The organism is Caldicellulosiruptor sp. F32, assembly GCF_000404025.1.
Taxonomy (GTDB): Bacteria; Bacillota; Thermoanaerobacteria; order Caldicellulosiruptorales; family Caldicellulosiruptoraceae; genus Caldicellulosiruptor; species Caldicellulosiruptor saccharolyticus.
The window spans coordinates 18,226-42,721 of the sequence record NZ_APGP01000055.1 but is presented as its reverse complement, the minus strand read 5'-3'; the positions used below and the strand labels follow the sequence as shown (position 1 = coordinate 42,721).

Genomic DNA, 24,496 nt, shown 5'->3' with positions numbered 1-24,496 from the left:
CCAAGGTGTTTTTTGAAATGGAAGAATTTATTTCGATTGAGTATGATTATGAAAAATATCAAAAATTAGAAGATAATGGGCGATATGAAATTATTGAAGGCAGGTTATATAACTTAGCACCTTCTCCTTCAGTTTTTCATCAGCATGTGTGTGGGAATATTTATCATAAACTAAGGATTTTTCTGCAAGATAAAGAATGTGTGCCTTTTATTTCACCTGTCGATGTAAGGCTTGCACCAAAAGGAAGCGAAGATAGAAATATAAAAAACGTAGTCCAGCCAGATGTGTTTGTGGTTTGTGATAAATCTAAGATTGACCAAAAAGGCATAGTGGGAGCGCCAGAATTTGTTGTAGAGGTTGTCTCTCCAAATACATCTGCAAGGGATTATCTTATAAAACTAAAACTTTATGAAAGATATGGTACAAAAGAGTATTGGATTGTAAATCCGCAGGAAAAGAGCGTTGCAGTCTTTGTGAAAGCAAAAGAAGACCGATTCGATATAAGCAGTGTATTTTTCCATCCTGCTATTATTAGATCATCTTTTCTCTCTGGCTTTGAGATTTCAACCGACGAAGTTTTTGCAGAGATATAACTCTTAAAAAAGTAAGGTGGCAAGGTATGGACTTACTTTTCGTACCTTGCCACAACTCTTGTTGAAATACCACCACGTTCGTGAAACTCTCCAATCACTTCCATGAACTTTGGCTCAAGCAATTTTACAAGGTCGTCTAAAATCCTGTTTACAGCATGTTCCTGCAAAATTCCCACATTTCTAAATGATGTCAGGTAATATTTCAATGATTTTAGCTCAACAAGCTTTTTGTTGGGTATATACCTTATTGTAAGCCGGGCTGTATCAGGAAGACCTGTCCACGGACAAACTGATGAAAATTCGTCTGTGATATACTCAACAACTGTATTTTTTTCAGGGTATTCATAGTCAATTGCTTCTAAAACGTCAGTGTCTATCTTTTCATAGCCATAGATGTCAAATCTTCTTTGCTGGTATTTGTCATTTAAATTTGGCGACTGCATTTTTTCAAAACCTCCCTTGTTTTGTTGACCGGAGTTGCTGCGAATCAGCCATGATATGCTTTTAAGCCTGCAAAAAAGATTTTAGCATACTTTAATTTGCATTGTAAATTGGGGTATAATGAAAATTAACAATACGAATTTAAAAATTTTTGAGGGGAATGATACATGCCAGAAAAAGAGCCTCTTTACATAGAAGAGATTTTTGACTATGTTAGCCAGCGACCACAGAAGTTTGCTTTGAATTTCTGGGAAGACCCAAGATATTTTAAGCTTCACAGGCACAATTTTGTTGAGTTTATGTATGTTGTAAAAGGCGAGGGGACAGAACATATAAATTCAATCAGCTACAGTCTAAAACCTGGCACATTTTCAATTGTAATGCCGTACCAAATCCACAGAATAGAGTATTCAGAGCAAAACCCTCTTTCAATTTATGTTGTTGCAATTTCGTTTGAGGAGCTTTTAGCACCATCGAGCATCTTCTACAGAATAGGTCAGCTTCTTTTGAACTACGACGAAAATGTCCTTCCCTATTACTACTTTGAAGGCAAGGAAAAAGAGATGATGGACAGCCTATTTGAAGAAGCATGGATATATTATAACCAGCAGGATGTGTGGGCAGAGATAATACTCAAAGCAAAGATTTTAGAGATAGTTGCATACTTTGACAGATGCAGAAATTTGGCATGTGGGAAAAAACTTTCAAAGGCCTGCTTCTAACTTTGTCACAAACAGAGCTCAAAAAGAGAACATTCCTGTTCCAACCGACTACTGGCAGCTTGTGTACTATGTGCATAAGAATTATAACCAGAACATAGACCTAAAAACCTTGTCGAAAGAGTTTCACTTGAGCCCATCTTACATAAGCCAGCTTTTTAAAAAGCTTGTTGGCAGCAACTTTCACAACTTTTTGATTGAGGTGAGGCTTCAGCATGCATGCAGCCTGCTTCTTTCAACAGACAAGCCGGTGACAGATATTGCTCTTGAGGTTGGGTTTGATTCGTATTCAACATTTGCAAGAGTCTTTCACAAACACAAAGGTATGAGTGCACTGGAGTTCAGAAAAAGAGGAGGAGCTGGATAGGTCTGAACTGAGCAGAGCAAGCTACAGTGCACAGTGATGTTGCGTAAATTAGTGACTAAAAATTTTTCTCTGAAAATTTGGAACATAGAGCAAGTCTCATAAAATGAATTTTGGTTAGCTAAAAGAGTGATGGGAAATACAACAGAGAAAATTAAAAGGCGGGTGTGCTGCCCGCCTCATAAATAGAAAATAGCTTTTTACTTTCCTGCCTCTTTTTTTAAAACCTCTTTTATCTCCTCAGCACCTGCAACCCTGCCAGAGAATATAAGCTTTTCATCTACAACAAGCGCAGGTGTTCTCATAACACCGTAAGACATTATCTTTTCAATATCTTTTACCTCTTCAAATTGAGCCTCAATCCCAAGCTCCTCAGCTGCTTTTTTAGCATTCTCCATGAGCTTTTTGCAATTTGCACATCCACCACCAAGAACTTTTATAACCATTTGTCAATCACACCTTCCTTTCTTTAAAATTTTTATCCAAGAATAAGGTTAAATAAGTACCCTGTTATAATTATCCCACAGCCTACAATTGCCACAAATATCCCAAGGAGTTTTGGTTTTAGAACTCTTCGAAGAAGTATCATCTCAGGGAGCGACAGGGCTGTTACACTCATCATAAAAGAAAGCGATGTTCCCATCGAAACTCCAAGGCGCCTGAACTCACTTACAAGTGGAATAATCCCTGCTGCGTTTGAGTAAAGTGGAATACCAAGTACTGTTGCAAAGACCACGGCAAAAGGATTGTTCTTTCCAGCAATCTTTGCAAGTGCACCTGTTGGGATGTAGCCGTGCAAGAATGCGCCAATGCCAATTCCCACAACTACAAATATCCATACCTTTTTTATAAGCTCAATGGTAAATTCAAGTGTTTCTTTGAGACGTTGCTTTAAAGTTTTCTTGTCCTCAAAAATTTGAACATCACCGACTTTGATTTTAAAAACATAGTCCTCAACATACTTTTCAAGATGAAGCTTTCCAATTACAATGCCACTTGCAATTGCAATTATCTCACCCGACAGCACGTAAATAAGAGCAATTTTAAGGTCAAAATTTGCATACAAAAGTCCGAGCGCCACTTCATTTACCATTGGAGCAGCAATCAGGTAAGAAAATGTCACACCAAGCGGAATTCCTGCTTCAACAAAGCCAATAAAAAGTGGGACTGCTGAGCATGAACAAAACGGTGTTACAATTCCTAAAAGTGCTGCTAAAATGTGGGCAAGGAAGATATTCTGTTTTTTGTGTGAAAGAATTTCTCTTGTCTTTTCAGGTGAGAAAAAGCTTCTTATATAAGTTATCACAAATACAATCAAAAATAACAGAATAAAAATCTTGATTGTGTCGAATATAAAAAAATTTACAGCACTCGCAAGCTTTGAACCCTGCGGGATTTTAAAAATATTGTAAGTTACAATATCAGCAAATTTCTGGGCTGGAGCAAACAAATGCTATCACACCCTTTCAGTCTTTTGACACTCAAGTATGAAGGCTTCTGCTATATTCAGCAGAGCCTTGACATATTCATTTTTAATCCTGTAGTGCATATTTGCACCCACCTTGCGGTGTTCAAGCAAACCTGCTTCTTTTAAGATTTTCAAATGTTGAGATAAGTTTGGTTGAGAGAATTCAACAAACTGTAAAAGTTCACATACGCACTTTTCACCGCTCAACAGGTTTTGAACTATCTTTATTCTAATTGGATGAGAAAGCGCTTTGAACACCTTCGCAAGCCTTTCTTCCATGGACATAGTTTTCGCACAATCTTTCTTTTTTCAGCTTTAAAAGAAAGAGTTGTGCTTTTTGCACCTCTCTTTTATTTAGTTTATAAGCATTTAATTATATAATAAACTAATGAACAAAAAAATTCAAGTTCATTTTTTGTATTCTTGATTTTTTGGGAAGATTCTTATTTCGTGATTATGATATAATATTCATAGTAGACTACACTCCCATTCTGACGACAGTTTTTGGTGTTTCTTTTGAATAGCACATTACACTTTTTAATTATATTCGTTCAGGATGAAGGCAGCCTCAATTCTTTTTATAACCTTCTCCTTAGTGTTTTCGCACTATTTTTCGCTGTGGTAAATATCTTTACACCTATTCGAGATAATTAAAAGGGTTATATTGCAAAAACTGAAAGCTGAGGATATAATAAAAACTGCAAGGGAAATTGTATTCAAAATCTATCTACAAAAAAATGTAAAAATAAAAATCAAACCGCAGCTTTTAAGCTGTGGTTTTTGTTTTTTGTGTGGTATAATAAAAGTTGTAAGCAAAAAACTTTCAAACGAAAAAGGTGATTTTGTTATGTTGTTTACAGTAGTAGTAAGCAAAGAGGACAGCTGGTATATCGCTAAATGCGTAGAAAACAGTGTAGCTTCACAAGGAAAAACCATCGAAGAAGCAATAGCTAACTTAAAAGAAACTCTTGAACTTTACTACGAGGGAGAAGAAATACAAAAACCACAAATGCCACCGCTGATAACTACTATAGAGGTGGCTGTGTAAATGTCTTCCAGGTATCCTATACTAAAGCCACAGGAAATAATAAGAGCACTCAAAAAAGCTGGATTTAAAGAAGTGGCACAAAAAGGCAGTCATCTCAAGCTCAAAAAAGAAAATCCAACAAGAAACGTAATTATTCCAATGCATGAAGAAGTTACAAGATGAACATTAAAAAGTATTTTGGAACAAGCAGGAATAAGTTTAGAAGAGTTTTTAGAACTCCTTTAAGCTTTTTGTCAATTTGCTGAAAAAGAGAAGATTCTTATTAGATACATTTAGATTGTCTTCTGCTGTAACTTTCCTTTAATCATCTCCGATATAGAACTGGAGGTTTGGTAAATGCTAAAACAGATGATTACAAAATTGGAGAAATTCCCACCTATAATTAGGGTATCGCTGATTTTTATTGGTTTTGGATTATTTTCTCTTTTAGCCTTTAAAATTGGAGAATTTGTTGGCAGACTAATTTACGATATTTTACATTAATGAATTAAAATATTATCACAAGAAAAACTTTAATTAACACCTTCGAAGGTACATTTTTGGATAACATCTTTACTCCGGCAAACACAAAAAGTAAGATTAAGAAAATTTAGTAAGATAGTATACTGCAATTTGTGTTCTATTTTTAAGATTTAACTTTTGAAGAATGGATGTTATGTAGTTTTTCACTGTACCTTCAGAGATGAAAAGCAACCTTGCGATTTCCTTATTTGAGTATACTTTATCCATAAGAACAACGTCAGCATGCCACATCTTGAGAAACTCTATTGCCTCTTTTGCATTGGTGCAAAGGCTTACAACCTCAAAATTTTCAAGCTCAAGGATGATTTTAAGACCGTCCAAAACGGCAGGGTTATCATCCACAATTAAGACCTTAGGTTTTTTCAAAGTAATCTTCCCTCTACCTTCAAAGTTCAAATGCTTGAATGTTTTCTACCAATGCTTTTATTTTACTAAAATTTTTTATAATAATGAAGATATATTCTAGAACACGCTGGCTTGTGGTATAATTAAATCAGAGGCGGGGAAGAGGTGTTAGTGTAAGAAAGGAGAAAATTTGTAACATTGAGGAGGCTACGAGTATACCTTGACACCTCAGTTATAAGTCACTTAGACCACCATGATAATCCTGAGTATATGCAGATAACAAGAAAATTTTGGGAAGAGCTTAAACAAGGAAAATACAATATATACATTTCAAGTGCAGTAATAACTGAATTAAATAAGTGCAAGGAACCAAAAAGAAGCAGGCTATTAGAGTATATGTCCCAGATAGAATTCACGAGAATTGAGATTAACCAACAAGTTTTGGAACTTGCGCAGAAGTATGTGAATGAATGTATAATTCCGTCAAGGTTTTTCGACGACGCAGTCCATATTGCAGTAGCAAGCATTAACGAATGTGATATTTTGGTATCATGGAATTTTAAGCATATAGTTAGATATAGGACAATTCAAGGCGTAAACGCAATAAACAAACTTATGGGTTATAGAGAAATTCAACTGGTGTCACCACTTATGATGTTAGAGGAAGAGGAGTGACAAATATGTTTGAAACAAGCGCGATGAAAGAACTGCACAGGATACAGGAGGAGATCTACGAAGAAACAAAAGGCATGACTCCAGAAGAATTGATTAGGTATTTTGAAGAAACGGCAAAAAAAGTAGAGAGAGAATTAGAGGAACTGAAAAAGAAAAAAAAGAAGGAAATTATTCAATAATTTCATAACAGGTAAACCACAAATAATTTTTTCTGCAAACTATCTGTGGCTTTTTTGTTTTTTAGAAACTCGGCTTTTTGATTGAGGTGAGGATTCAGCACGCATGCAGCCTGCTTCTTTCAACCGACAAGCCAGTGACTACTGAGATAGCTCTTAAGGTAGTCTTTTACTCATGTTCAACCTTTGCAAGGGTGTTTCACAAACACTAAGACATGAGCGCTTTAGAATTTAGAAAAAATGGATTTTTTTGTAGTCATTGACCTCTTTAATAAGTAAAGGAGTATTCCAAGTAAAGTTACAAATACCACAGTAAAGGGATTGTTCCTGCCAGCAATTTTTGCAAGTGCACCTGTTGGAATGTAGCCGTGAAGAAAAGTACTAATGCCAATTCCCACAACTACAAATACAAGGGTTTGTGTCATACTTGCTTTAAAAATTTTTTATCCTCAGCAATTTGAACATTTCAGGACATAAACAATATACAATATTTAAGTTTTAAGTTAGGCAATACTTACACAAAAATAAAAAACCCTCCGCAGCTTTTAAAATATCTATCCTTTGCTGCAGAAGGCAACAAAAAGTATTGAATAAACTAACTTACAATTTTATAATAGGTTTTTGCTGTAAGGGCATACACGCCAGTATAAAATATAGCAAACACAAGTATAACAGCAGATGTGCAAAGAGCATACAAAGGTATATTTGTAAGGTTGAATACCTGTAACATTTTAACTATTATTTTGAAAGCAAACGCTATATGAACTATTGCTGAGAATAAAGGCAAAAAGAAGGTTGCAAGTATTTGGCTTTGTATTGACTTTTTAATCTCCAGACGCGTCATACCCACTTTCTGTAAAATTTCATAGCGATGCCTATCATCAAATCCCTCTTCAATTTGTTTATAGTAAATTATAAGCACTGTTGCCATAATAAACAAAAGTCCAAGAAACAAACCAATGAATAATAACCCGCCATAGATAGAGTAAAAACCTTCTCTTGCCATTTCACGAACTTCAATTGTTGCATCATTTACTATTTTGTTTAAGCTATTTTTTAGTGCTGTGCAAATGTCCATGAGATTATCCTTGTTACCATCAAAATCAAAAGCATAATAATATGAAAATTGTACCATGTCGTTTTTATTGCTATTTAGTGAACAGAAGATTTTCTTCATTGTTTCAATGTCTTTGACTATTATCCAAAAACAACTAATAGCTGGTGTAAGGCTATTAGTTAGAGAGTTTGAAGTTAATCGTTTTTTAATTGAGAGTTTGAAACCATTGAAATTGATAATGTTCTCAGAGATATTAACGTTACTAGTATACAGAAGAACTTCATTATCAGATAATTTGATAACTTTCTTTTCAATATTATTGTAGTCCTCAAGAGGCACTACAAAGGCAATGGCTGAGTTCTTATCAAAAAAATTTTGTTTTTTTATTCTGAAATGAGTTTTATCTTGAATTAAAGCAAGCTCTAAATATTTGTATTTAACCATGTTTTTAGGAACTATATTAAATTTTTTCAATTGCTGCATTATCGTATTATCAACTTTTTTTACATTTTCTAAGTTAATATTGTCCGATGTAATAATTATTTCTTGTGGATAGCGAGTTTTTAAAATATCCTCAACTCCAATATACAGGGAAATTGTGGTTGAAAGTACAACAATTACTGCGGTTGAAAGTATACATATGTTTGCAAGCCCAACTGCATTTTGTTTCATCCTGTATATCATGTTAGAAATCCATATAAAATGATTAGGTTTATAGTAATAGTTTTTGTTTTTCCGAAGAGTCTTTAAAAATGCTATGCTTCCAGCGGTAAACAAACAATATGTCGCTATCATTACTAAGATAACTGCAACAAAAAAGATGTTCATCGCTGCTAAAGGTTTTTCAGTTGTAAGTGCAATGTAATATCCAATCCCAAGGCAAACTATACCAATGATGGTTAAAAGCCATTTTGTTTTTGGTTCTTTTTCACCTACATTGCTTGCTTTTAATAATTCAATGGGTTTTGATAGATGTACCGAGAAGATGTTATATATAAGGTTTAATATAAAAATTCCGCTGAATAAAAGAGTTGTGACCAAAATGGATGATGGTGATATTTCAAAACCAAAGACAACTTTAAAACTTACAATTTTAAAAAGTAGAAGTGTCATAAGTTTGCTTAAAATTATTCCTGATAAAATACCAGATGCAATACATATCAGTCCTATGATTACCGTTTCAAAAAACATAATACTTGCTATATGTCTTTTTTCCATTCCAAGAATATTGAAAAGTCCCAATTCTTTTTTACGCCTCTTTATCAAAAAGCTGTTTACGTAAAAAATAAATATAACAGAAAAAATACCAATTACTCCTGCTCCAAATCGCAAAATACTCCTCAGCGCTTGGCTATCGCTCAAATGTCCGATATCTTCTGTATTAGACAAAAAACACATGTTGTAAAACATCATAACTGCTCCAATACAGGTCAGTATATATGGGATATATGCTTGGGTATTTCTTTTTATGTTATTAGCTGCAAATTTTATATAAAAAGATTTAAGCATTTCGGATACCTCCTGTTGCAATCATGGTAAGCGTATCGGAGATTTTCTGATACATTTCATCATTTGACATTGAACCTTTATAAATTTGATGAAAAATCTCTCCGTCTTTTATAAACATAACTCTTTTTGCATAGCTTGCAACTTTTATGCTGTGTGTGACTACAAGAATTGTTTGACCTTCATTATTTATCTCGGCAAATAGTCTTAATAATTCTTCGGATGAATGTGAGTCAAGAGCACCAGTTGGTTCATCGGCAAGAATAAGCTGGGGTTTTGTAATAAGTGCACGGGCAATTGCAGCTCTTTGTTTTTGTCCGCCTGAGACCTCATAAGGATATTTTGAGAGAATATCAGAAATTCTAAGTTTTTCAGCAACAGGTTTTAACCTCTCATACATTTCTGTATATGGTCTTCCTGCTAAGACAAGAGGTAACAGGATGTTGTCTTGTATAGAAAATGTGTCAAGAAGATTGTAATCTTGAAACACAAAGCCTATGTTATTTCGTCTGAAGGCTGAGATTTCTTTTTCATTCATTGACGTAATTTCTCTGCCATTTAGTAATACTTTACCGCTTGTAGGTTTATCAAAACCTGCAATGATGTTTAACAGTGTTGTTTTACCTGAACCAGATTCGCCCATAATAGCTATATATTCTCCTTGCTCTACTGAAAAGGATACACTTGCAAGTGCCTGAACAGGATTTCCACCAAATCTTGTTGTGTAGATTTTCTTTAAACTATTTACTTCTAAAAGAACATGTGTCATATTTTACTTCCCTCCGAGTGCAAAATTGACTTTTTTATTCCTGTTCATTATAACAAAAAAGAGAAAATGCTTGCCTTATTTTTGGCTTACATTTTCTCTTCTCAATCTTACATTTTAGTAAGGTTTTAATTAGATAAACTAATCTGGTGCTATATCAACAGTATCAAAGTTGATTTTTACTTTTGTACCCTTTCCAACTTCTGATTCGATTATAATTTTGTGTGATAGTTTATCTAAAATCCGCTTGCAAAGGTAAAGTCCAATACCTGTAGATTTTTTGTCCAAGCGACCGTTATATCCTGTAAAGCCTTTTTCAAAAACACGGGGCAAATCCTCTTTTGCAATACCTATGCCTGTATCTTCAATAACCAATGTATTTGGCAAATTGTTTTCCATATAAATAGAGATTTGACCACCGGGGTTTGTATATTTAAGCGCATTTGAAAGTATTTGTTCAATAACAAATGTTAGCCATTTTTCGTCAGTTAACACATGGCAGTTTAATTCTTTGTAATTGAGTTTTATTTTTTTACGTATAAAAATTAGAGAATATTTTCGTAGCGCTTGTTTTACAATATGGTCAAGTGAATATTTCTTAAGTAGTAAGTCATTGCTCATATTTTCCATACGAAGATATTGAAGAACCATTTCAACATACTGCTCTACCTTGAATAGTTGTTCTAAAAGTTCACTGCTAATTTTTGATTGTTCTGCTTGTAAAACCAGCTTTATAGCAGCTATGGGTGTTTTAATTTGATGTGCCCATGCTGTGTAATAATCAATCATATCTCTATAGACTTTCTCATTATTAGTTAAAATTTCAATTTTGCTTTCATTAATGATTTTAATTAGTTCTTGATAATCTTTTTCAATCAAATCCTTTGCAATTGGAAAAGAAAAATCCGCAATCGTAATGTTTCGTTTTAGTTTTTCAAGTGTTATATGTTGTTTATAAAATGAGAAAAAGTCAGTAATTCCAATGATAAATGCAAAAATATATATTAGTACTAAGCTATAAACTGTGGGTTCTAAAGGAAGAGAATAAAGGAATGAAATAGAAAAAAATATACAGCTTGAAACCAACAGATAAATGATAAGCAACATATTCCGTTTTAAATATGCCCCTATAATGTTTATGTAATCCTTCATATTTTTTCCCCTCATTCTATAATATATCCAATGCCTTTTTTGGTTTTGATAAAATTTTCGAGACCTAACTCAGCTAACTTTTTGCGAAGCCTTGTTATATTTACTGTAAGAGTATTATCGTCAATAAAGCTATCACTTTGCCAAAGGTGTTGCATAATTTCTTCACGGGATACCACTCTTCCGGCATTTTCCATAAGCAATTGCAAAATTTTGTATTCATTTTTTGTTAACTCAATTTTTTTATTTTGATGAATTAGAGTGGTATTATTGAGATTTAAAATAACTCCCTTGTGCTCAATAAGGTTTATATTTGAGACAAATGAGTAAGTTCTCCTTATCAGGGCATGGACTTTTGCTGTAAGGACGTTCAAATCAAAAGGTTTTTCAATAAAATCATCTCCACCCATATTGATAGCCATTATGATATTCATATTATCGCTTGCAGAAGATATAAACATAATAGGAACTTTTGATATTTTACGTATTTCGTTACACCAGTAAAACCCGTTGTAAAAAGGCAATATTATATCAATTAACACGAGATGTGGCTCAAATTGAATAAAGCACTCAATGATATTTTTAAAATCTGTAACATAACGTACGTCGAAATCCCATTTGGACAAGTGGTTTTTTATAGTTTCAGCAATAGATATATCGTCTTCAATAATCATTATCTTATACATTAAAAATCACTCCGACAAACAGTCTACATAAACTGGGTACAGATAGATTATATTTTTTTACGACCATTTATTCAAGCATGCTTTTGAGTAACAATTGATTAACAAATGCCTATGTCTTACGCTTTTGAGATTAAGAAAATTTAGTAAGATAGTATACTGCAATTTGGGTTCTATTTTTAAGATTTAACTTTTGAAGAATGGATGTTATGTAGTTTCTTACTGTACCTTCAGAGATGAAAAGCATCCTTGCAATTTCCTTATTTGAGTATCCTTGTGATATGAGCTTTGCAATTTCAAGCTCTCTTTCAGTAAGGTTTTGTGTTTTTTCAAGTAACTGTTTACTGGTCCTTTTCAATACATCTGAAATGTATAAAGCAATTTCTTTGTCCATAACAACCTTACCGTCAAGCACAGACAAAATAGAATTCACAATATGCTTTGCATCAGAGCTTTTAAGGATGTACCCATCTGCGCCAAAGCTCAGGCTCTTTTCTATGTAATCCTCTTCACAAAATGTTGTTAATATTATCACTTTGACATTTGGAAATTTGGTTTTTATATTAAAAGTTCCCTCAATACCATCCATAACAGGCATTCTAATATCCATAAGAACAACGTCAGCATGCTTCTTTTCGAGAAACTCTACTGCTTCTTTTGCATTGGTGCAAAGGCTTACAACCTCAAAATTTTCAAGCTCAAGGATAATTTTAAGACCGTCCAAAACGGCAGGGTTATCATCAACAATTAAGACCTTAGGTTTTTTCAAAGTAATCTTCCCTCCTGCTTTTTAATGGGACAAATACCACTATTGAAAATCCAGCATGGTTGTCAATGTTGACTGTTGCGCCCATAGACTTTGCTCGAAGTTTTATGCTCATGAGCCCAACGCCCTCTTTTATTTCTCCTTTTTTCTTGCCATTGTCATGCACAGCAAGACGCACATATGTTGGTTTTGATTCCAAAGATACAGCTACTTGAGTAGCATTTGAGTGTTTTGCCACGTTTAAAAGAGCTTCTTTGAGGATTGCCATTAGATTTTCAAATACGTGTGATGGAATGTTTTCAATGTCTCCGCTGCGGTTTAATGTTATGTTGCAGAAGTTAAAATTTTCTATCAATTGAGATAAGTACTTTTCTTTGGTTTCAAAAGAGTTTTTCATTGAATAGACAAACTTTCTCAAACTTTCGTAAGATGTTTGAGTCTGCTGCAAGCATGAAGATATGATTTGGTTTATTTGAGCATCTTCAAGTACTCCTTTTTTCTCCAGCAAGCTCTTTATGGCATTGAGCTGGATATTCAGCGCTGCCAAGTTGTGCCCCACTGTGTCGTGCAAAGAAGTTGCTATTTTCATCTGCTGATTTTGTGCAGCAAGACGTTCTATTGTCTGCTGCGACTCTAAAAGCTGTGTTTTTAACTTGCTCAGCTGCAAGTTTAAAAGTCTTAGATGGTCAATTTTTTCTAAGTATTCGTGCTTTGTTCTCTTCAGCATCTGTGTGACTAATTTTAAAGAGAAAACAAAAACGCAGACAAAAGCATATTCCCTTACCATCTTTGAAGGGATAAGAAAAAGACTGATAAAGAGTATAGAGGCAATTGAGTAAATTGATATCTTGTTTCTATGGTGTAAAAATGTACACACAACAGTAGGTATTAGAAAGAAAAATCTCCAACCACAAAGAAAAATAGCAAAAAATATTATGACCAGCTCTGCAAAGGCAGCAGCTGCCGTATGGTATATGGATTTTAGATATTCAGTTTTTAAGAATTCTAATGACAAAAATAGAAGTAAGAACAAAATGGCTATTTTAGAAAGCTTGCCATCCTCATATAAACTCCAAAGAGTATAGGCGCTTATAATGAATGAAAGCATTTTCTTTTCCAGCATAGTTGTTATTGCTAAAATTTATTTTATCATATTGTACAGAAAAGCCCAAAATTATTACTGAGATTGATTTGTCAACTTTTGTATTTCCGGAAGAGTTTGAACTCAGATATGGAGAGTACATAATATTCAAAAAAAGTAAAAGCACCTGAATAAGGTGCCTTTTTACAAATTCACAGCTTTGACATTACATTTTTAGAAAGCTGCTTTATGCCCGCAAGTGTAAAAAACAGACAAAATGCTGTAACTATCCCAATGTCAACCATCATACTTTCTATGGATTTGCCAGTTAGCACATTCTTTGTTAGATTTACTGCGTATGTTGTTGGGAAAAACAATGCAATCTTTTGAAGAAACTTTGGCATAATGCTGAGCGGCCAGTAGCAGCCACCAAGCATGCACATTATTGTTACGACCATTGAATTCAAACTTGCAAGTTTTCTCATGTCATTAACTATACTTATAAACATTACAGCAAAAGCAACAAACATAAAGCTACAAATGGAGAGAACTGAAATAACAATAAGTATGTTAGTTCCAAAAGTAAGTCTAAATGCATACGAACATAGCAGCACAAAAAAAATTAGCTGTAAAAATGTAATGGAAAATATGTTCAAGATAGACTGCAGAATATAGCTTTGCTTTGAAATTGGTGAGCATAAAATTCGCAGAATAACTCTTTCCTGGTAGTCTTTTAATATTATGTTAGAAGCATTTAATGCAAGCCAGAGCAGAGACATTATAAAAAATCCTGAGGCAAAAGCAATTGAAATAGAATTTGACTGGTGCTGAAAAATTTTATTTAATACAATTGGAGAATGCTCAAAAATATACTTTGAAGACTCTAAAAATTTAGAGCTGTTTATACGCTTTTGAGCAGCAAGTATTTTAAACACACTGTTTAGATATTCCTTCAAAATAATATGCGTTTCAGACTTTCCAAATGTATATATTTTTATATTTTTCTGTTTTTCATTAATAATATCATCAACTGACTTGTTCTTTAAAACAACAACACAGTCAATACCGCTTTGAATCATCTGGCTTACAATTGATTTGGTAGGGTCAAAGGTTTTAACATCAAAACATTTTTTGAGCTCTTTTTCAATTAGTTTTACAACCTTGCTTTTTTCTTTGTCTGTGATAATTCCAATTTTATAAGAAGATTCAACGCTTAATGTAAAAAAGGTTGAAAGAGCAACTGCAATTGAAGGAAGTATAATCATCAAAAATAGATTGAATTTGTCTTTCAAAAGGCGTTTTATATTTATCTTGAAAACTGCCATAGTTTCACCTTCCTCATTAAAAGTATGCTAGTGAGAGCAATAATCAAACAAAGAAGAGAAAGATATACAAAAACATTTTTGACATGTGTTATTTCACTTGGATTGTAGATTATGGTAAAAAATGCAGACTGTACAGCACAGTTTGGAAGAATGTCTCTAAGGAAACTTAAAAATTTTGTGCTGATATCAATTCTTACATATCCTCCTGCCAAAAAGGTAGATATTACAGCAAATGAGCTAACTATAACATTTGAGAGTATATAGTTTTTAGAGATAAGAGCAATAAAAATTCCAAAAAGTATAGCAAAGATGCTGTAGATAAAAAGAAGTAAGAATATAATCCAAAGATTTTCACCCCAGTTTGCTTGGTAGATGTATTTTGAAAAAAGCACTATTAAGCAAAGCTGAATATACAAAAATACCATCTGGGCAAAAGCTTTTGAAACAAATATAATTTGCGGATTTTTAGGTGATGCAAAAAGCCTTATGAGAGTATTTTGTTTTCTTTCTTCTTCAATTACTGCAATACCACCAAAACTGCCGTACAGTGCCATCATAACAACCATTGCAACAGCATAGTAATCAAGAGCTCTTGGGAAGCGACCCGAAAATGCAGATTCAAAATTTATTGATTTTGGTATGTCAGAAGGTGAATAAATACTTCTTGCAAATTTGTAGTAGTTTGCAAAAATATTAAAATACACTTTGACAAATCCAGCTTCTTGTGAACCTCCTTTTGAGGTAATTTCAATGTCAAAATTCCCAAAAGGGCTATAATTTGAATGGTTATTCCTTTGATGCTCTTTGAATGTCACAACAGCAACGTATTTATTAGAAGATGAAAACTTTTTCAGTGCAGCCGACTTGGAAGCAAAAACTTCTGCATTGAATAACTTAGTAAAAGTTTTATCGTATTTTAAAATAGTATCATAAATGCTTGGCTTGAGATTTACTTCAACAATGATTATATTCATCTTCGGAATATCAACTTGTTTAAAATATCCAGACAGTGCAGTTCCAAGTATGAAAATCAAGATGATTGGGAAGATTAGCATTATAGAAAGCAGGGGAATGCTCATAGCATTTTCTTTTAAAGTATATAAAAAGGCTTTAACTGCTGCTCTCATGGACAATCTCTCCTTTTTCATCTATGGTATAGCCCATCACTGCAAAGTAGAGCTTTTCCATTGTGGGCTTTTCATAAGATATGGAAAGTATTTCACATCCATCCTGAGACAAAGTTTCGACAATCTCTTTTATAAGATTTTTTGACTTTTCAACAGAAACTGTAAGTTCATCTCCAGTAAAAGCTACACTTTCAACTCCATCTAAGTTTTTGATTTTTGTCAGAACCTCATCTAAAATCTTGCTCAATTTTATCCTGATAATATTTGTATCTGACAGTTTTTTTAATAAAAATTCTTTTGAGCCATATTCGATGATTGTTCCTTTATTTATGAACGCAACAGATGTACAAATTCTATCAACCTCTTCAATGTAGTGGGTTGTATAGATTATTGTAATGCCGCTTTGCGCAAGTTTTTGCACAGATTCTAAAATTAGTTTTCTTGAGTATATGTCAATTCCAACAGTTGGCTCATCCATAATAAGAAGTTTGGGGCTATTAAGAAGAGCTGCTGCAATGTTTATTCTTCTTTTCATCCCGCCAGATAGGTTTTTGACCTGTTTTTTGATGCTATCCTGCATCTGAACAAACTCTAAAGCAAACTCTATTCTCTCTTTCAAAAGCTTCCCTGAGAGGTTATAAAGCGAACCAAAAAAGCTTAAGTTTTCATACACAGTTAGGTTGCTGTAGAGCGAAATTTCCTGTGGTACAATTCCAATTTGTGATTTTAACTCTTTTAAAGCTTTGTTTAAAGGTTTTTCGAATATATAAATTTCGCCTCTGTCGATGTTAGTAAGTCCCAGTATGCAATTTATAAATGTAGTTTTGCCTGCACCATTTGGTCCCAAAAGCCCGAAAACTTCACCTTCTTTGATTGTCAGTGACAGGTTGTCAAGTGCTAAAACATTTCCATATCTTTTTACAAGGTTTTTGATTTCAAGCACAGTCATAATTTCCCATCACCTTCTTAAGCATTTAAATATATTTTCTTTCAATAATTAGAATATACTATTGAAGAAATTTTTGTAGTGACATATGTCATGTTTTTATTAAAAGATTGTTTACAAATTTTTAAACATTTCTTTATACTTTTTTAAAAAATTTTGGGTTAAATATTAAGTAGAAAGGCTAACGAGAAAAGAACAAAAGATGCCAACAAGAGACTCCTCCTTTTAGAATAGATTTTGGAAGGGGCTGGATTGGTCAAAGGCTTTGTCCTTTACCTCCGCCCCTTTCTTTGTTGAGGAGTTTGGATAAAAAGTGGAGTTGAGGTTTCACGCATGATTTCCCCTTTTTTAGAATATATAGAATAAGAGCCCTCAAAATAGAGGGCTCTTTTTTGAGAACTTACGAGCCGGCATTTTATTAGTCGGGTGCCGGTTACCGACAAAACTTACTTGAGAAAAAACACTTTTCTATTAACAATTGTACCCCTTTTCTCGTTTTAAGTTATGAATAGTGTTTAAAATATTAAAAATAATTAAAAATTTTATTAAACACTATTCTTAGTTAGACTATATTCAGCCTAACTGGGTGTAACCCCACACCCTCTATCCCCTTAGCAAATTCTTCGGGGAATACTTTTCTTATAATATTATACGCACTGTTCACATCCGCATTTATTAATATCCCTTTGTTGCTCCTAAATAAGCCTCTCTTTATTCTTCGACGTGGATTATAGTTTATTTCATTGATTTCTTCTCCATCTAAAAAACTGCAGCCACTTGTGTAGCTCTCTTCTGTAATTATTATGTTAATTCCTTCTTCTTCACACTTATATTTGAGCATATTTACAAACTGATAAAATGGTATCGAAGCAAAATTTTGATTATTTACTTTGCCAAGCTCTATCTCCTGCTTCCAATTCGGATTATACCTAACAACAAGGGTGTCTATATCATATTGTTTACACCAATTAACTATAAAACGGCTTGCTTTGTGCATAAAATCCTTAATCTTGTTGTTCCTCTTTAAAGTCAACTTCTCTATTCTTTTGCTACTGCCTCTGTTGCCTACATAACTCATAAGCTGTGCTCTTTTCTTGTTGTAATACTGATTTATTGACTTAATAACTTTGCCATTAATAACAATAGGCTTTATGCCTATGTTATTTACCAGAGTTACAAAGTTATTAAGCCCTAAATCTATTCCTGCTATCCTCTTTGGTGGTCTTTGTATCTTTGCTATTTCCTTTTCATAAACTATTTCAACTACATAAATGCTTCCTTTTGGAATTATCCTGACTTCTTTTAATTTGTCTGTTATTCTTGTCTTTAGCTTTAATTCTGTCTTCGGAAAAGTCAAATAACCATTTTTAATCCTGCACTGCTGATTTGTGAAAATAGCTATGCTCCTGCCGTCTCTCTTCTTATACTTTGGCGATTTAGGTCTGCCCAAAAATTTGGTTTTATCTTTACTCCATTCTTCTATAGCTTTAAAAAATGACTTCCAGTTCCTATCAAGAAGTCTTAGGATTTGCTGTGATGTTTGGGCAGGCAAGTTTTTATAAGTCTCATGTTCTTTTAACATTTTGTCAAGTTCTCTGTATCTTATCCATCTGCCTTTGTGTATAAATTCCTGTCTTACAGTGTAGTTTGCAAAGTTGTATAAATTCTTTGCTGCAAAACACACTTTATCACAATAATTCCAAAACTCATGATTTCTCTTTATCTGTATTCTCTCCACTCTCTTGACTATTATCTTCAAACACCTCTTTTGTTTTGGAGTTGAAACTCTTGCACAAATATATGTTTTTCTTTTAACACCTTTCATAAAAATTTTGTATACGTCTTCCTGGTTATAATTATAAAATCCATTTGGCATAACTGTTACTCTTATTCTGCCTTCTTTTACGTATGCAAATATATTTTATCAAAAATCTTAATATGTTTAAAACTGTTTATTAATTTTTGCCACTATATCAAGAATATTTTTTTAATTGGTCAAGATGATGATTTTTTTTCTAAGTAAATTCTTCAAGTTTAAAAATAAAAATTTAGTACTTATGAATTTTTTAGTTTCGTGAATTCCATAGAAATTTAAAGAAAAAATACAAAGTAATATTTATGCTTCATTAAACATAAATGACCAAATAGAATTTACAAAATTCAAAATATTCTCTAAAAATTTATAAACATCTCCTATTTTTCGTCAATAAAATTTTTTAAATATTCCCATCGAATATCTAAATATTGGTGAGCTAGTATATTGTGCAATCTTGCAACTTCTGCGATAGATGTAGCGAGAGCAATATCTATTATATTGAATTCAGAAAGTTTTAATATCATTTCTCTGTAAAAGTCAGGTACTTGAACATCTGAGTTTGCAATAATAATTTTTAATATGTCGATTATAGCATTTGCAATATTTTCAATTATTCTTTCAACGTTTCGCCTTATAAACCTGTCTTTCCTATATTCTTCAAAAGTTGAGTTTTTATACTGTTCCAAATCTTCAATTTCTAAGTAAATAAAGTTAACTCTTTTCAATATACTCAACTTATTTTGATGTTCAAGCACTTTTATTCCTTCTTTCCAGCCTTATCTTAAAAATTTCTAAAAGAGTTTCTCTAAAGTCTTCAGCTTCCTGAGGAATTTCTAAAAAATAATCAGTAAAGACATGCCAGTTCCAAAAGTCTAAAAAATTCAAATTAGCAAGTTAACCACATACCACAGGGCAGGCACAAATATTGCAGGGAGAAGATTGCCCACTTTGATTTTAGATACTCCAAGCATATTAAGACCTATTGCAAATATCAAAACAGAGCCTACCATTGACATCTGCAAAACAACTGTGTCTGTCAAAAATGGTTTTATCAAGCCAGCTAAAAGAGTTATGCTACCTTGATATATAAGCACTGCAACGCTTGAAAACATAACGCCTATTCCAAGTGTTGCTGAAAATATTATGGATGTTACTCCGTCTAAAATAGACTTTGCAAAGAGAATAGAAAAATTGCGATTCAGTCCATCTTCCAAAGACCCTACAATTGCCATGGCTCCAACACAGAACACAAGGCTTGCCGTGACAAACCCCTCTGTAAATGTAGAATTTTCTGATTTTATCACCTTCGATACTGCCTTTTTTATTTTCTCACCAAGTCTGTCCAAAAAATCTTCAATTTTCAATATTTCACCTACAAATCCGCCAATTACAAGTGAGAATATCATAAGCATTATGTACTGCCTGTCAATTCTGCCGCTATTTAGAACTTTGAATATGCCCTGAAGCACCCCCGATATTCCGATGAAGATGACAGATAGCGATATTGCCTGCATAATTGTAGATTTGAACCTTTCTGGGATTCCAAACTTTAACACAAGCCCCAAAATCGAGCCTACAATTACAGCAGCAGTGTTTACAATAGTCCCAAGACCTATCATTTTGTCAGCTCCTTCATAAAAATTTTGCTGATGGTCAGGTAAATGTGTTATAATAGTTATGTAAAAATAACTATTTCATATTAATCATATAAGGTTTCAATAAAAGTCGATTATATTTTTATAATAATTTTTGAAACTTCTTTATGTTAAAATAACATTTTTTTTGGATATTATATTATTTTTCAATTGCAATTTCAAATTTTTTTAAAAAGGTGGTGCACAAGAGTGAATCTCTCTAAAAAAATTTTAGGTCAAATAGCTGAAAATATGTTATCTATATTTCCGATGATAACAAAAAACATTTTAAAAAAGGACGAATTTACTGAAAAGTATGGGCTCCCACCACGATTTATCCATATTTTGCATGTCGTAGATAGTTTTGGACCAATGAGTATATCTGAGCTTGCAAGAAGGCTTTCTATCTCTGCACCCAACATGACACCAGTTTTAGACAAACTTATTTCAGAAGGGTATATAGATAGGATAAAAGATGAATCAGACAGGAGAATTTCCATAATCAAAACGACAGAAAAAGGCAAATGGTTGCTTGAACTTCATATGCAATGGGTAAATCAAAACCTGGGAAAAAGTCTTGAAAAGCTTTCTGAGGACGAGATCGAGGAACTTTGGTATTTGCTAAAAAGGCTAAAAAAGCTTGTGGTGAAAATGATAAGTACAGGTCAGCAAAAGGGGGATGAAGAAATTAATGTTTAAGCTTTTTAGATATTTAAGACCCTATACATGGGCAGTGGTATTGGCTCCGCTTTTTATGCTTTTAGAGGTTGTGATGGACCTCATGCAGCCAAGGTTTTTGGAGAGAATAATAGATGTTGGACTCAAAAACGGGGATATGGCATACATTTTCAGAACCGGGCTTTTGATGATTTTGGCAGCGTTAATTGGGATGGTTGGCGGTGGCGGATGTGTTGTTTTCTCGAGTATTGCAAGCCAGAATTTTGCATTTGATTTAAGAAATGACCTGTTCAAGAAGGTAATGGCATTTTCGTTCAAAAACATTGATAAATTCAAGCCAGAAACTCTTATCACAAGGCTTACAAACGATGTTATGCAGATTCAGAATGTTGTCATGATGATGCTGAGGATTGTGGTGCGTGCACCTCTTCTTTTCATTGGCGGGCTTGTGATGGCAGTTATGATAAATCCAAAGCTTTCCATCATTTTGTTTATTGCAATTCCCTTTGTAATTTTGGTATTTTACTTTATGGTCAAAAAGAGTTTTCCACTGTTTTCAACTCTTCAAAAGAAAATAGATAGGGTCAATGCAGTTATGCGTGAGAATTTACTGGGAGCTCGACTTGTAAAGGCATTTGTCAGGCATGAACATGAAAAGTCAAGGTTTTTAAAGGCAAATCAAGACCTTTTGAATATATCATTCCAAGCCTTTGGACTGATTGTAATTACAATGCCACTTTTTGTGCTTGTGATGAACATGAGTATGGTAGGGGTTGTATGGTTTGGGGCAGTTCAGATAAAAGCAGCCAATATGCAGGTTGGTGAACTTATGGCATTTATAAACTACACATTGCAAATTCTATTTTCGTTAATGATGATAGGCAATATCTTTTTGTTCATTACAAGGGCCAGTGCGTCTGCTGAGAGAATAAATGAGGTTTTGAATTGTGAGATTGACATCAAGAACAAAGATGGGGCAATTACAACTCCTATAAAAGAAGGAAAGGTAGAATTTAGAAATGTCACATTTTATTATAATGAAGAAGAAAACAGCCCTGCCATTGATGGGATCTCTTTTGTTGCAAAGCCAGGTGAAGTTGTTGGGATAATCGGTACAACAGGTTCAGGAAAATCAACTTTAGTAAGTCTTATCCCAAGACTTTACGATGCTACAGAAGGCGAGATTTTGATTGACGGAATAAATGTTAAAGACTATGATGTGACTGTTTTGAGAAAGAATATCAGCATGGTATTGCAGGATACTGTACTTTTCACAGGGACTATAAAAGATAACATTGCATGGGGAAATGAAGATGCATCAATGGAAGAGATAATAGAGACAGCAAAAGTTGCCCAGGCTCATGACTTTATAATGAGTTTTGAAAAGGGCTATGACACAGAGGTATCTGAGCGAGGTGTGAATCTTTCTGGTGGGCAAAAACAGAGAATTTCTATTGCAAGGGCTATCTTGAAAAAACCTAAAATACTCATTTTAGACGACTGCACATCAGCTGTTGACATGGCAACAGAAAAGAGAATCCAAGCAGCCTTGAAAGAATATATCAAAGGTACCACTACATTTATAATTGCTCAAAGAATTTCTTCTATAAAACATGCAGACAAAATTTTGGTGATGGATGGTGGAAGGATTGTAGCACAGGGTACACATGAAGAACTTTTAAAGAGCTGCCCGATTTATCAGGAGATTTACCAGACTCAAATGGGAGAGGGGGAAAAAGAAGTTGCCTGAAGGAAGAAGAAAAGAGGTGCAAACACCGCAACCTGCCTTTGGACCTGGTCCTGGACCAGGAAGAGGACCAGGACACAGATTTTTTCATCCTTCTGCAAAACCAAAGGATTTAAAAAATACACTCAGAAGGTTATGGGGTTATTTTAGCAGTTATAAAATTGCACTTTTGGGTGTGTTTTTGCTAATAACAATTAGCTCATTTATCTCAATAGTCTCGCCGCTTTTGGTACAAAAAGCCATAGATAGGTATATAATCCCCAGAAAATTTACAGGGCTTGTAAATATAATCTTTGCAATGATTGTTTTATATATTTTAAACTCGCTCTTTGCATATTTTCAAGGCTATAGCATGATGAAAATTTCACAGAAAGTTGTTTTCAATATGCGAAATGATATGTTCTCAAAGCTTCAAAGACTTCCTATAAAAATCTTTGACACACGCGCTCATGGCGATCTGATGAGTAGGCTTACAAACGATATAGATGTTGTCAACAACACCATCAATGCAAGTATCACTTCTATTTTCTCAAGCGTAATTACACTTGTGGGCTCTGTCATTGTCATGTTGACAATAAGCCCCATTTTAACAGTTTGTACTCTGCTTATTGTGCCTCTTATGTTCGTTTTAACAAACTGGATTGCTAATTACACAAAAGAGTACTTTTCACAAAACCAAAAACTACTTGGAAAACTCAATGGGGTTATTGAAGAGGACATCACAGGTCAAAAAGTGATAAAGGTGTTCACAAGAGAGGAAAAGGAGATAAACAAGTTTATTGATATAAACAGGCAGCTAACATCGGTTGGAATAAAAGCCCAGATTCTATCTGGGGTAATTCCACCGCTTATGAATATGCTCAACAACTTTGCTTTCATAATTGTTGCAGCAGTAGGAGGGTATTTAGCGCTAAAAAGTGCTGTTTCAGTAGGCAGTATTGCAAGCTTTGTCCAGTACGCAAGACAGTTTGTACGTCCTTTAAATGAGCTTGCGAACCAGTTCAACCAGCTTCAATCTGCCTTTGCTGCAGCAGAAAGAGTATTTGAGATAATGGACGAGGAAGAAGAAAGAGAAGATGAAAAAGATGCTATTGAGCTTACAAATATCAAGGGTGAGGTTGAATTTAGGAACGTGTGGTTTTCTTACAAAGAAGGTGAACCTGTTTTAAAAGATGTAAGCTTTCATGCAAAACCGGGGCAGATGATAGCCTTGGTAGGTCCAACTGGTGCTGGCAAAACTACAATTGTCAATTTGCTTACAAGGTTTTATGATATTGACAGAGGTGAGATTCTCATTGATGGGATTAATATAAGGAAGATAAAAAGAGAGTCTTTGAGAAAAAGCCTTGGGATTGTGCTTCAGGACACATACCTTTTCTCTGAGCCTGTTATGGAAAATATTCGTTATGGAAAGCTCACAGCAAAAGACGACGAAGTTATAAAAGCAGCTAAAATTGCAAATGCTCATGAGTTTATAAAACATCTGCCACACGGCTACAAAACAGTGCTAACAGATGGCGGGGCAGACCTTAGCCAAGGACAGAGACAGCTTTTGGCTTTAGCCCGGACAATCTTATCTGACCCTGCAATACTCATCTTAGATGAGGCGACAAGCAATATCGACACAAGGACAGAAAAGCATGTAGAAGAGGCAATGCTAAAGCTCATGCATGGTCGAACAAGCTTTGTCATCGCTCACAGACTCTCTACTATCAGAAATGCTGATTTGATTTTGGTTATAAACAATGGTCAAGTTGTTGAACAGGGAACGCATGAAGAGCTTTTGCAAAAGAGAGGATTTTATTATAACCTTTATATGAGTCAGTTTGCGGTGGTGTAGAGTTGTTAGTTTGAAAATAAAGCT

At 33.9% G+C, this 24,496-nt stretch carries 25 protein-coding genes and 4 pseudogenes; 11 read left to right on the top strand and 18 right to left on the bottom strand.

Going from position 1 to position 24,496, the window contains the following annotated elements:
- Window positions 1-593: Uma2 family endonuclease (locus H964_RS05780; RefSeq protein WP_237738219.1), on the top strand; the 593-nt coding region annotated here is incomplete at its 5' end.
- Between the two features lie 32 nt (window positions 594-625).
- On the opposite strand, the gene queF is transcribed toward H964_RS05780, so the two are convergent.
- Entirely contained in the window at window positions 626-1,036 is a 411-nt protein-coding gene (queF, locus tag H964_RS05775; protein ID WP_011916080.1) for a preQ(1) synthase, read from the bottom strand.
- 165 nt (window positions 1,037-1,201) lie between these two features.
- Between queF and H964_RS13320 the strand changes: the two are divergent.
- A pseudogene (locus H964_RS13320) lies at window positions 1,202-2,120 on the top strand (AraC family transcriptional regulator).
- Between the two features lie 197 nt (window positions 2,121-2,317).
- On the opposite strand, the gene H964_RS05765 reads toward H964_RS13320, so the two are convergent.
- From H964_RS05765 to H964_RS05755, 3 genes are read right to left on the bottom strand one after another with little or no spacing between them, the layout of a single operon-like run.
- Window positions 2,318-2,563: a thioredoxin family protein gene (locus H964_RS05765; protein WP_039765585.1), complete on the bottom strand. Its 246-nt coding sequence runs from the start codon at window positions 2,561-2,563 to the stop codon at window positions 2,318-2,320.
- Between the two features lie 32 nt (window positions 2,564-2,595).
- Window positions 2,596-3,567, bottom strand: a complete 972-nt coding sequence (locus tag H964_RS05760) for a permease (RefSeq protein WP_039765582.1) — start codon at window positions 3,565-3,567, stop codon at window positions 2,596-2,598.
- Window positions 3,568-3,573: 6 nt separating this feature from the next.
- Entirely contained in the window at window positions 3,574-3,870 is a 297-nt protein-coding gene (locus H964_RS05755; RefSeq protein ID WP_039765581.1) for an ArsR/SmtB family transcription factor, read from the bottom strand.
- Between the two features lie 562 nt (window positions 3,871-4,432).
- Here H964_RS05755 and H964_RS13510 point away from each other — a divergent pair.
- The 3 genes and pseudogenes from H964_RS13510 (at window position 4,433) to H964_RS12595 (ending at window position 5,116) form a co-directional block, all read left to right on the top strand.
- Complete coding sequence (locus H964_RS13510; protein WP_039765591.1) at window positions 4,433-4,633, top strand: type II toxin-antitoxin system HicB family antitoxin; 201 nt, start codon at window positions 4,433-4,435, stop codon at window positions 4,631-4,633.
- A pseudogene (locus tag H964_RS12125) lies at window positions 4,634-4,858 on the top strand (type II toxin-antitoxin system HicA family toxin). It abuts the gene before it with no gap.
- A gap of 111 nt (window positions 4,859-4,969) precedes the next feature.
- Window positions 4,970-5,116, top strand: a complete 147-nt coding sequence (locus H964_RS12595) for a hypothetical protein (protein WP_193353818.1) — start codon at window positions 4,970-4,972, stop codon at window positions 5,114-5,116.
- A gap of 96 nt (window positions 5,117-5,212) precedes the next feature.
- Here the strand turns inward: H964_RS12595 and H964_RS05745 are convergent, their stop codons facing one another.
- Complete coding sequence (locus H964_RS05745; RefSeq protein WP_011916088.1) at window positions 5,213-5,521, bottom strand: response regulator transcription factor; 309 nt, start codon at window positions 5,519-5,521, stop codon at window positions 5,213-5,215.
- Window positions 5,522-5,698: 177 nt separating this feature from the next.
- Here H964_RS05745 and H964_RS05740 point away from each other — a divergent pair, with 177 nt between their 5' ends.
- From H964_RS05740 to H964_RS13205, 3 genes and pseudogenes are all read left to right on the top strand, one after another.
- Window positions 5,699-6,175, top strand: coding sequence for a type II toxin-antitoxin system VapC family toxin (locus H964_RS05740; RefSeq protein ID WP_011916089.1), 477 nt, complete (start codon window positions 5,699-5,701; stop codon window positions 6,173-6,175).
- A 5-nt stretch (window positions 6,176-6,180) separates the two neighbouring features.
- Complete coding sequence (locus tag H964_RS12590; protein ID WP_011916090.1) at window positions 6,181-6,354, top strand: hypothetical protein; 174 nt, start codon at window positions 6,181-6,183, stop codon at window positions 6,352-6,354.
- Window positions 6,355-6,428: 74 nt separating this feature from the next.
- Window positions 6,429-6,563: pseudogene (locus tag H964_RS13205) on the top strand (AraC family transcriptional regulator); the annotation flags it as partial.
- A gap of 383 nt (window positions 6,564-6,946) precedes the next feature.
- Here H964_RS13205 and H964_RS05730 read toward each other — a convergent pair.
- From H964_RS05730 to H964_RS05675, 13 genes and pseudogenes are all read right to left on the bottom strand, one after another.
- Window positions 6,947-8,917 carry an FtsX-like permease family protein gene (locus H964_RS05730; protein WP_039765575.1) on the bottom strand — a complete coding sequence of 657 codons (1,971 nt, stop codon included), beginning with the start codon at window positions 8,915-8,917 and terminating at the stop codon, window positions 6,947-6,949.
- Window positions 8,910-9,683: an ABC transporter ATP-binding protein gene (locus H964_RS05725; RefSeq protein ID WP_039765572.1), complete on the bottom strand. Its 774-nt coding sequence runs from the start codon at window positions 9,681-9,683 to the stop codon at window positions 8,910-8,912. Before H964_RS05725 ends, H964_RS05730 begins: the two co-directional genes overlap by 8 nt.
- 138 nt (window positions 9,684-9,821) lie before the next feature.
- Window positions 9,822-10,832, bottom strand: coding sequence for a sensor histidine kinase (locus tag H964_RS05720; protein WP_039765570.1), 1,011 nt, complete (start codon window positions 10,830-10,832; stop codon window positions 9,822-9,824).
- 11 nt (window positions 10,833-10,843) lie between these two features.
- Window positions 10,844-11,515 (bottom strand): response regulator transcription factor, encoded by a 672-nt coding sequence (locus tag H964_RS05715; RefSeq protein ID WP_039765569.1) that lies wholly within the window; start codon window positions 11,513-11,515, stop codon window positions 10,844-10,846.
- A 130-nt stretch (window positions 11,516-11,645) separates the two neighbouring features.
- A complete protein-coding gene (locus tag H964_RS05710; RefSeq protein ID WP_039765568.1) occupies window positions 11,646-12,281 on the bottom strand; it encodes a response regulator transcription factor in 636 nt (211 codons plus the stop codon).
- Window positions 12,268-13,386: a sensor histidine kinase gene (locus tag H964_RS05705; protein WP_039765566.1), complete on the bottom strand. Its 1,119-nt coding sequence runs from the start codon at window positions 13,384-13,386 to the stop codon at window positions 12,268-12,270. Before H964_RS05705 ends, H964_RS05710 begins: the two co-directional genes overlap by 14 nt.
- Window positions 13,387-13,571: 185 nt before the next feature.
- A complete protein-coding gene (locus H964_RS05700; RefSeq protein ID WP_039765563.1) occupies window positions 13,572-14,684 on the bottom strand; it encodes an ABC transporter permease in 1,113 nt (370 codons plus the stop codon).
- Entirely contained in the window at window positions 14,666-15,811 is a 1,146-nt protein-coding gene (locus H964_RS05695) for an ABC transporter permease (protein WP_039765561.1), read from the bottom strand. Before H964_RS05695 ends, H964_RS05700 begins: the two co-directional genes overlap by 19 nt.
- Window positions 15,795-16,760 carry an ABC transporter ATP-binding protein gene (locus H964_RS05690; RefSeq protein WP_011916100.1) on the bottom strand — a complete coding sequence of 322 codons (966 nt, stop codon included), beginning with the start codon at window positions 16,758-16,760 and terminating at the stop codon, window positions 15,795-15,797. The genes H964_RS05695 and H964_RS05690 overlap by 17 nt, the downstream gene beginning before the upstream one ends.
- Before the next feature lie 559 nt (window positions 16,761-17,319).
- Window positions 17,320-18,516: an RNA-guided endonuclease InsQ/TnpB family protein gene (locus H964_RS05685; RefSeq protein WP_039765589.1), complete on the bottom strand. Its 1,197-nt coding sequence runs from the start codon at window positions 18,514-18,516 to the stop codon at window positions 17,320-17,322.
- A pseudogene (locus tag H964_RS12910) lies at window positions 18,511-18,675 on the bottom strand (IS607 family transposase); the annotation flags it as partial. The pseudogene H964_RS12910 and the gene H964_RS05685, both read right to left, overlap by 6 nt.
- Window positions 18,676-18,950: 275 nt before the next feature.
- Window positions 18,951-19,328, bottom strand: a complete 378-nt coding sequence (gene hepT, locus H964_RS05680; protein WP_011916101.1) for a type VII toxin-antitoxin system HepT family RNase toxin — start codon at window positions 19,326-19,328, stop codon at window positions 18,951-18,953.
- Between the two features lie 126 nt (window positions 19,329-19,454).
- A complete protein-coding gene (locus H964_RS05675) occupies window positions 19,455-20,192 on the bottom strand; it encodes a DUF554 domain-containing protein (protein WP_039765558.1) in 738 nt (245 codons plus the stop codon).
- A 225-nt stretch (window positions 20,193-20,417) separates the two neighbouring features.
- Between H964_RS05675 and H964_RS05670 the strand changes: the two genes are divergently transcribed.
- The 3 genes from H964_RS05670 to H964_RS05660 are packed head-to-tail and all read left to right on the top strand — an operon-like array spanning window position 20,418 to window position 24,472.
- On the top strand, window positions 20,418-20,906 hold the full coding sequence (locus H964_RS05670) for a MarR family winged helix-turn-helix transcriptional regulator (RefSeq protein WP_011916103.1): 489 nt from the start codon (window positions 20,418-20,420) through the stop codon (window positions 20,904-20,906).
- Window positions 20,899-22,635, top strand: a complete 1,737-nt coding sequence (locus H964_RS05665) for an ABC transporter ATP-binding protein (RefSeq protein WP_039765555.1) — start codon at window positions 20,899-20,901, stop codon at window positions 22,633-22,635. Before H964_RS05670 ends, H964_RS05665 begins: the two co-directional genes overlap by 8 nt.
- Window positions 22,628-24,472: an ABC transporter ATP-binding protein gene (locus H964_RS05660; protein ID WP_039765553.1), complete on the top strand. Its 1,845-nt coding sequence runs from the start codon at window positions 22,628-22,630 to the stop codon at window positions 24,470-24,472. The genes H964_RS05665 and H964_RS05660 overlap by 8 nt, the downstream gene beginning before the upstream one ends.
- Window positions 24,473-24,496 lie beyond the last annotated feature (24 nt).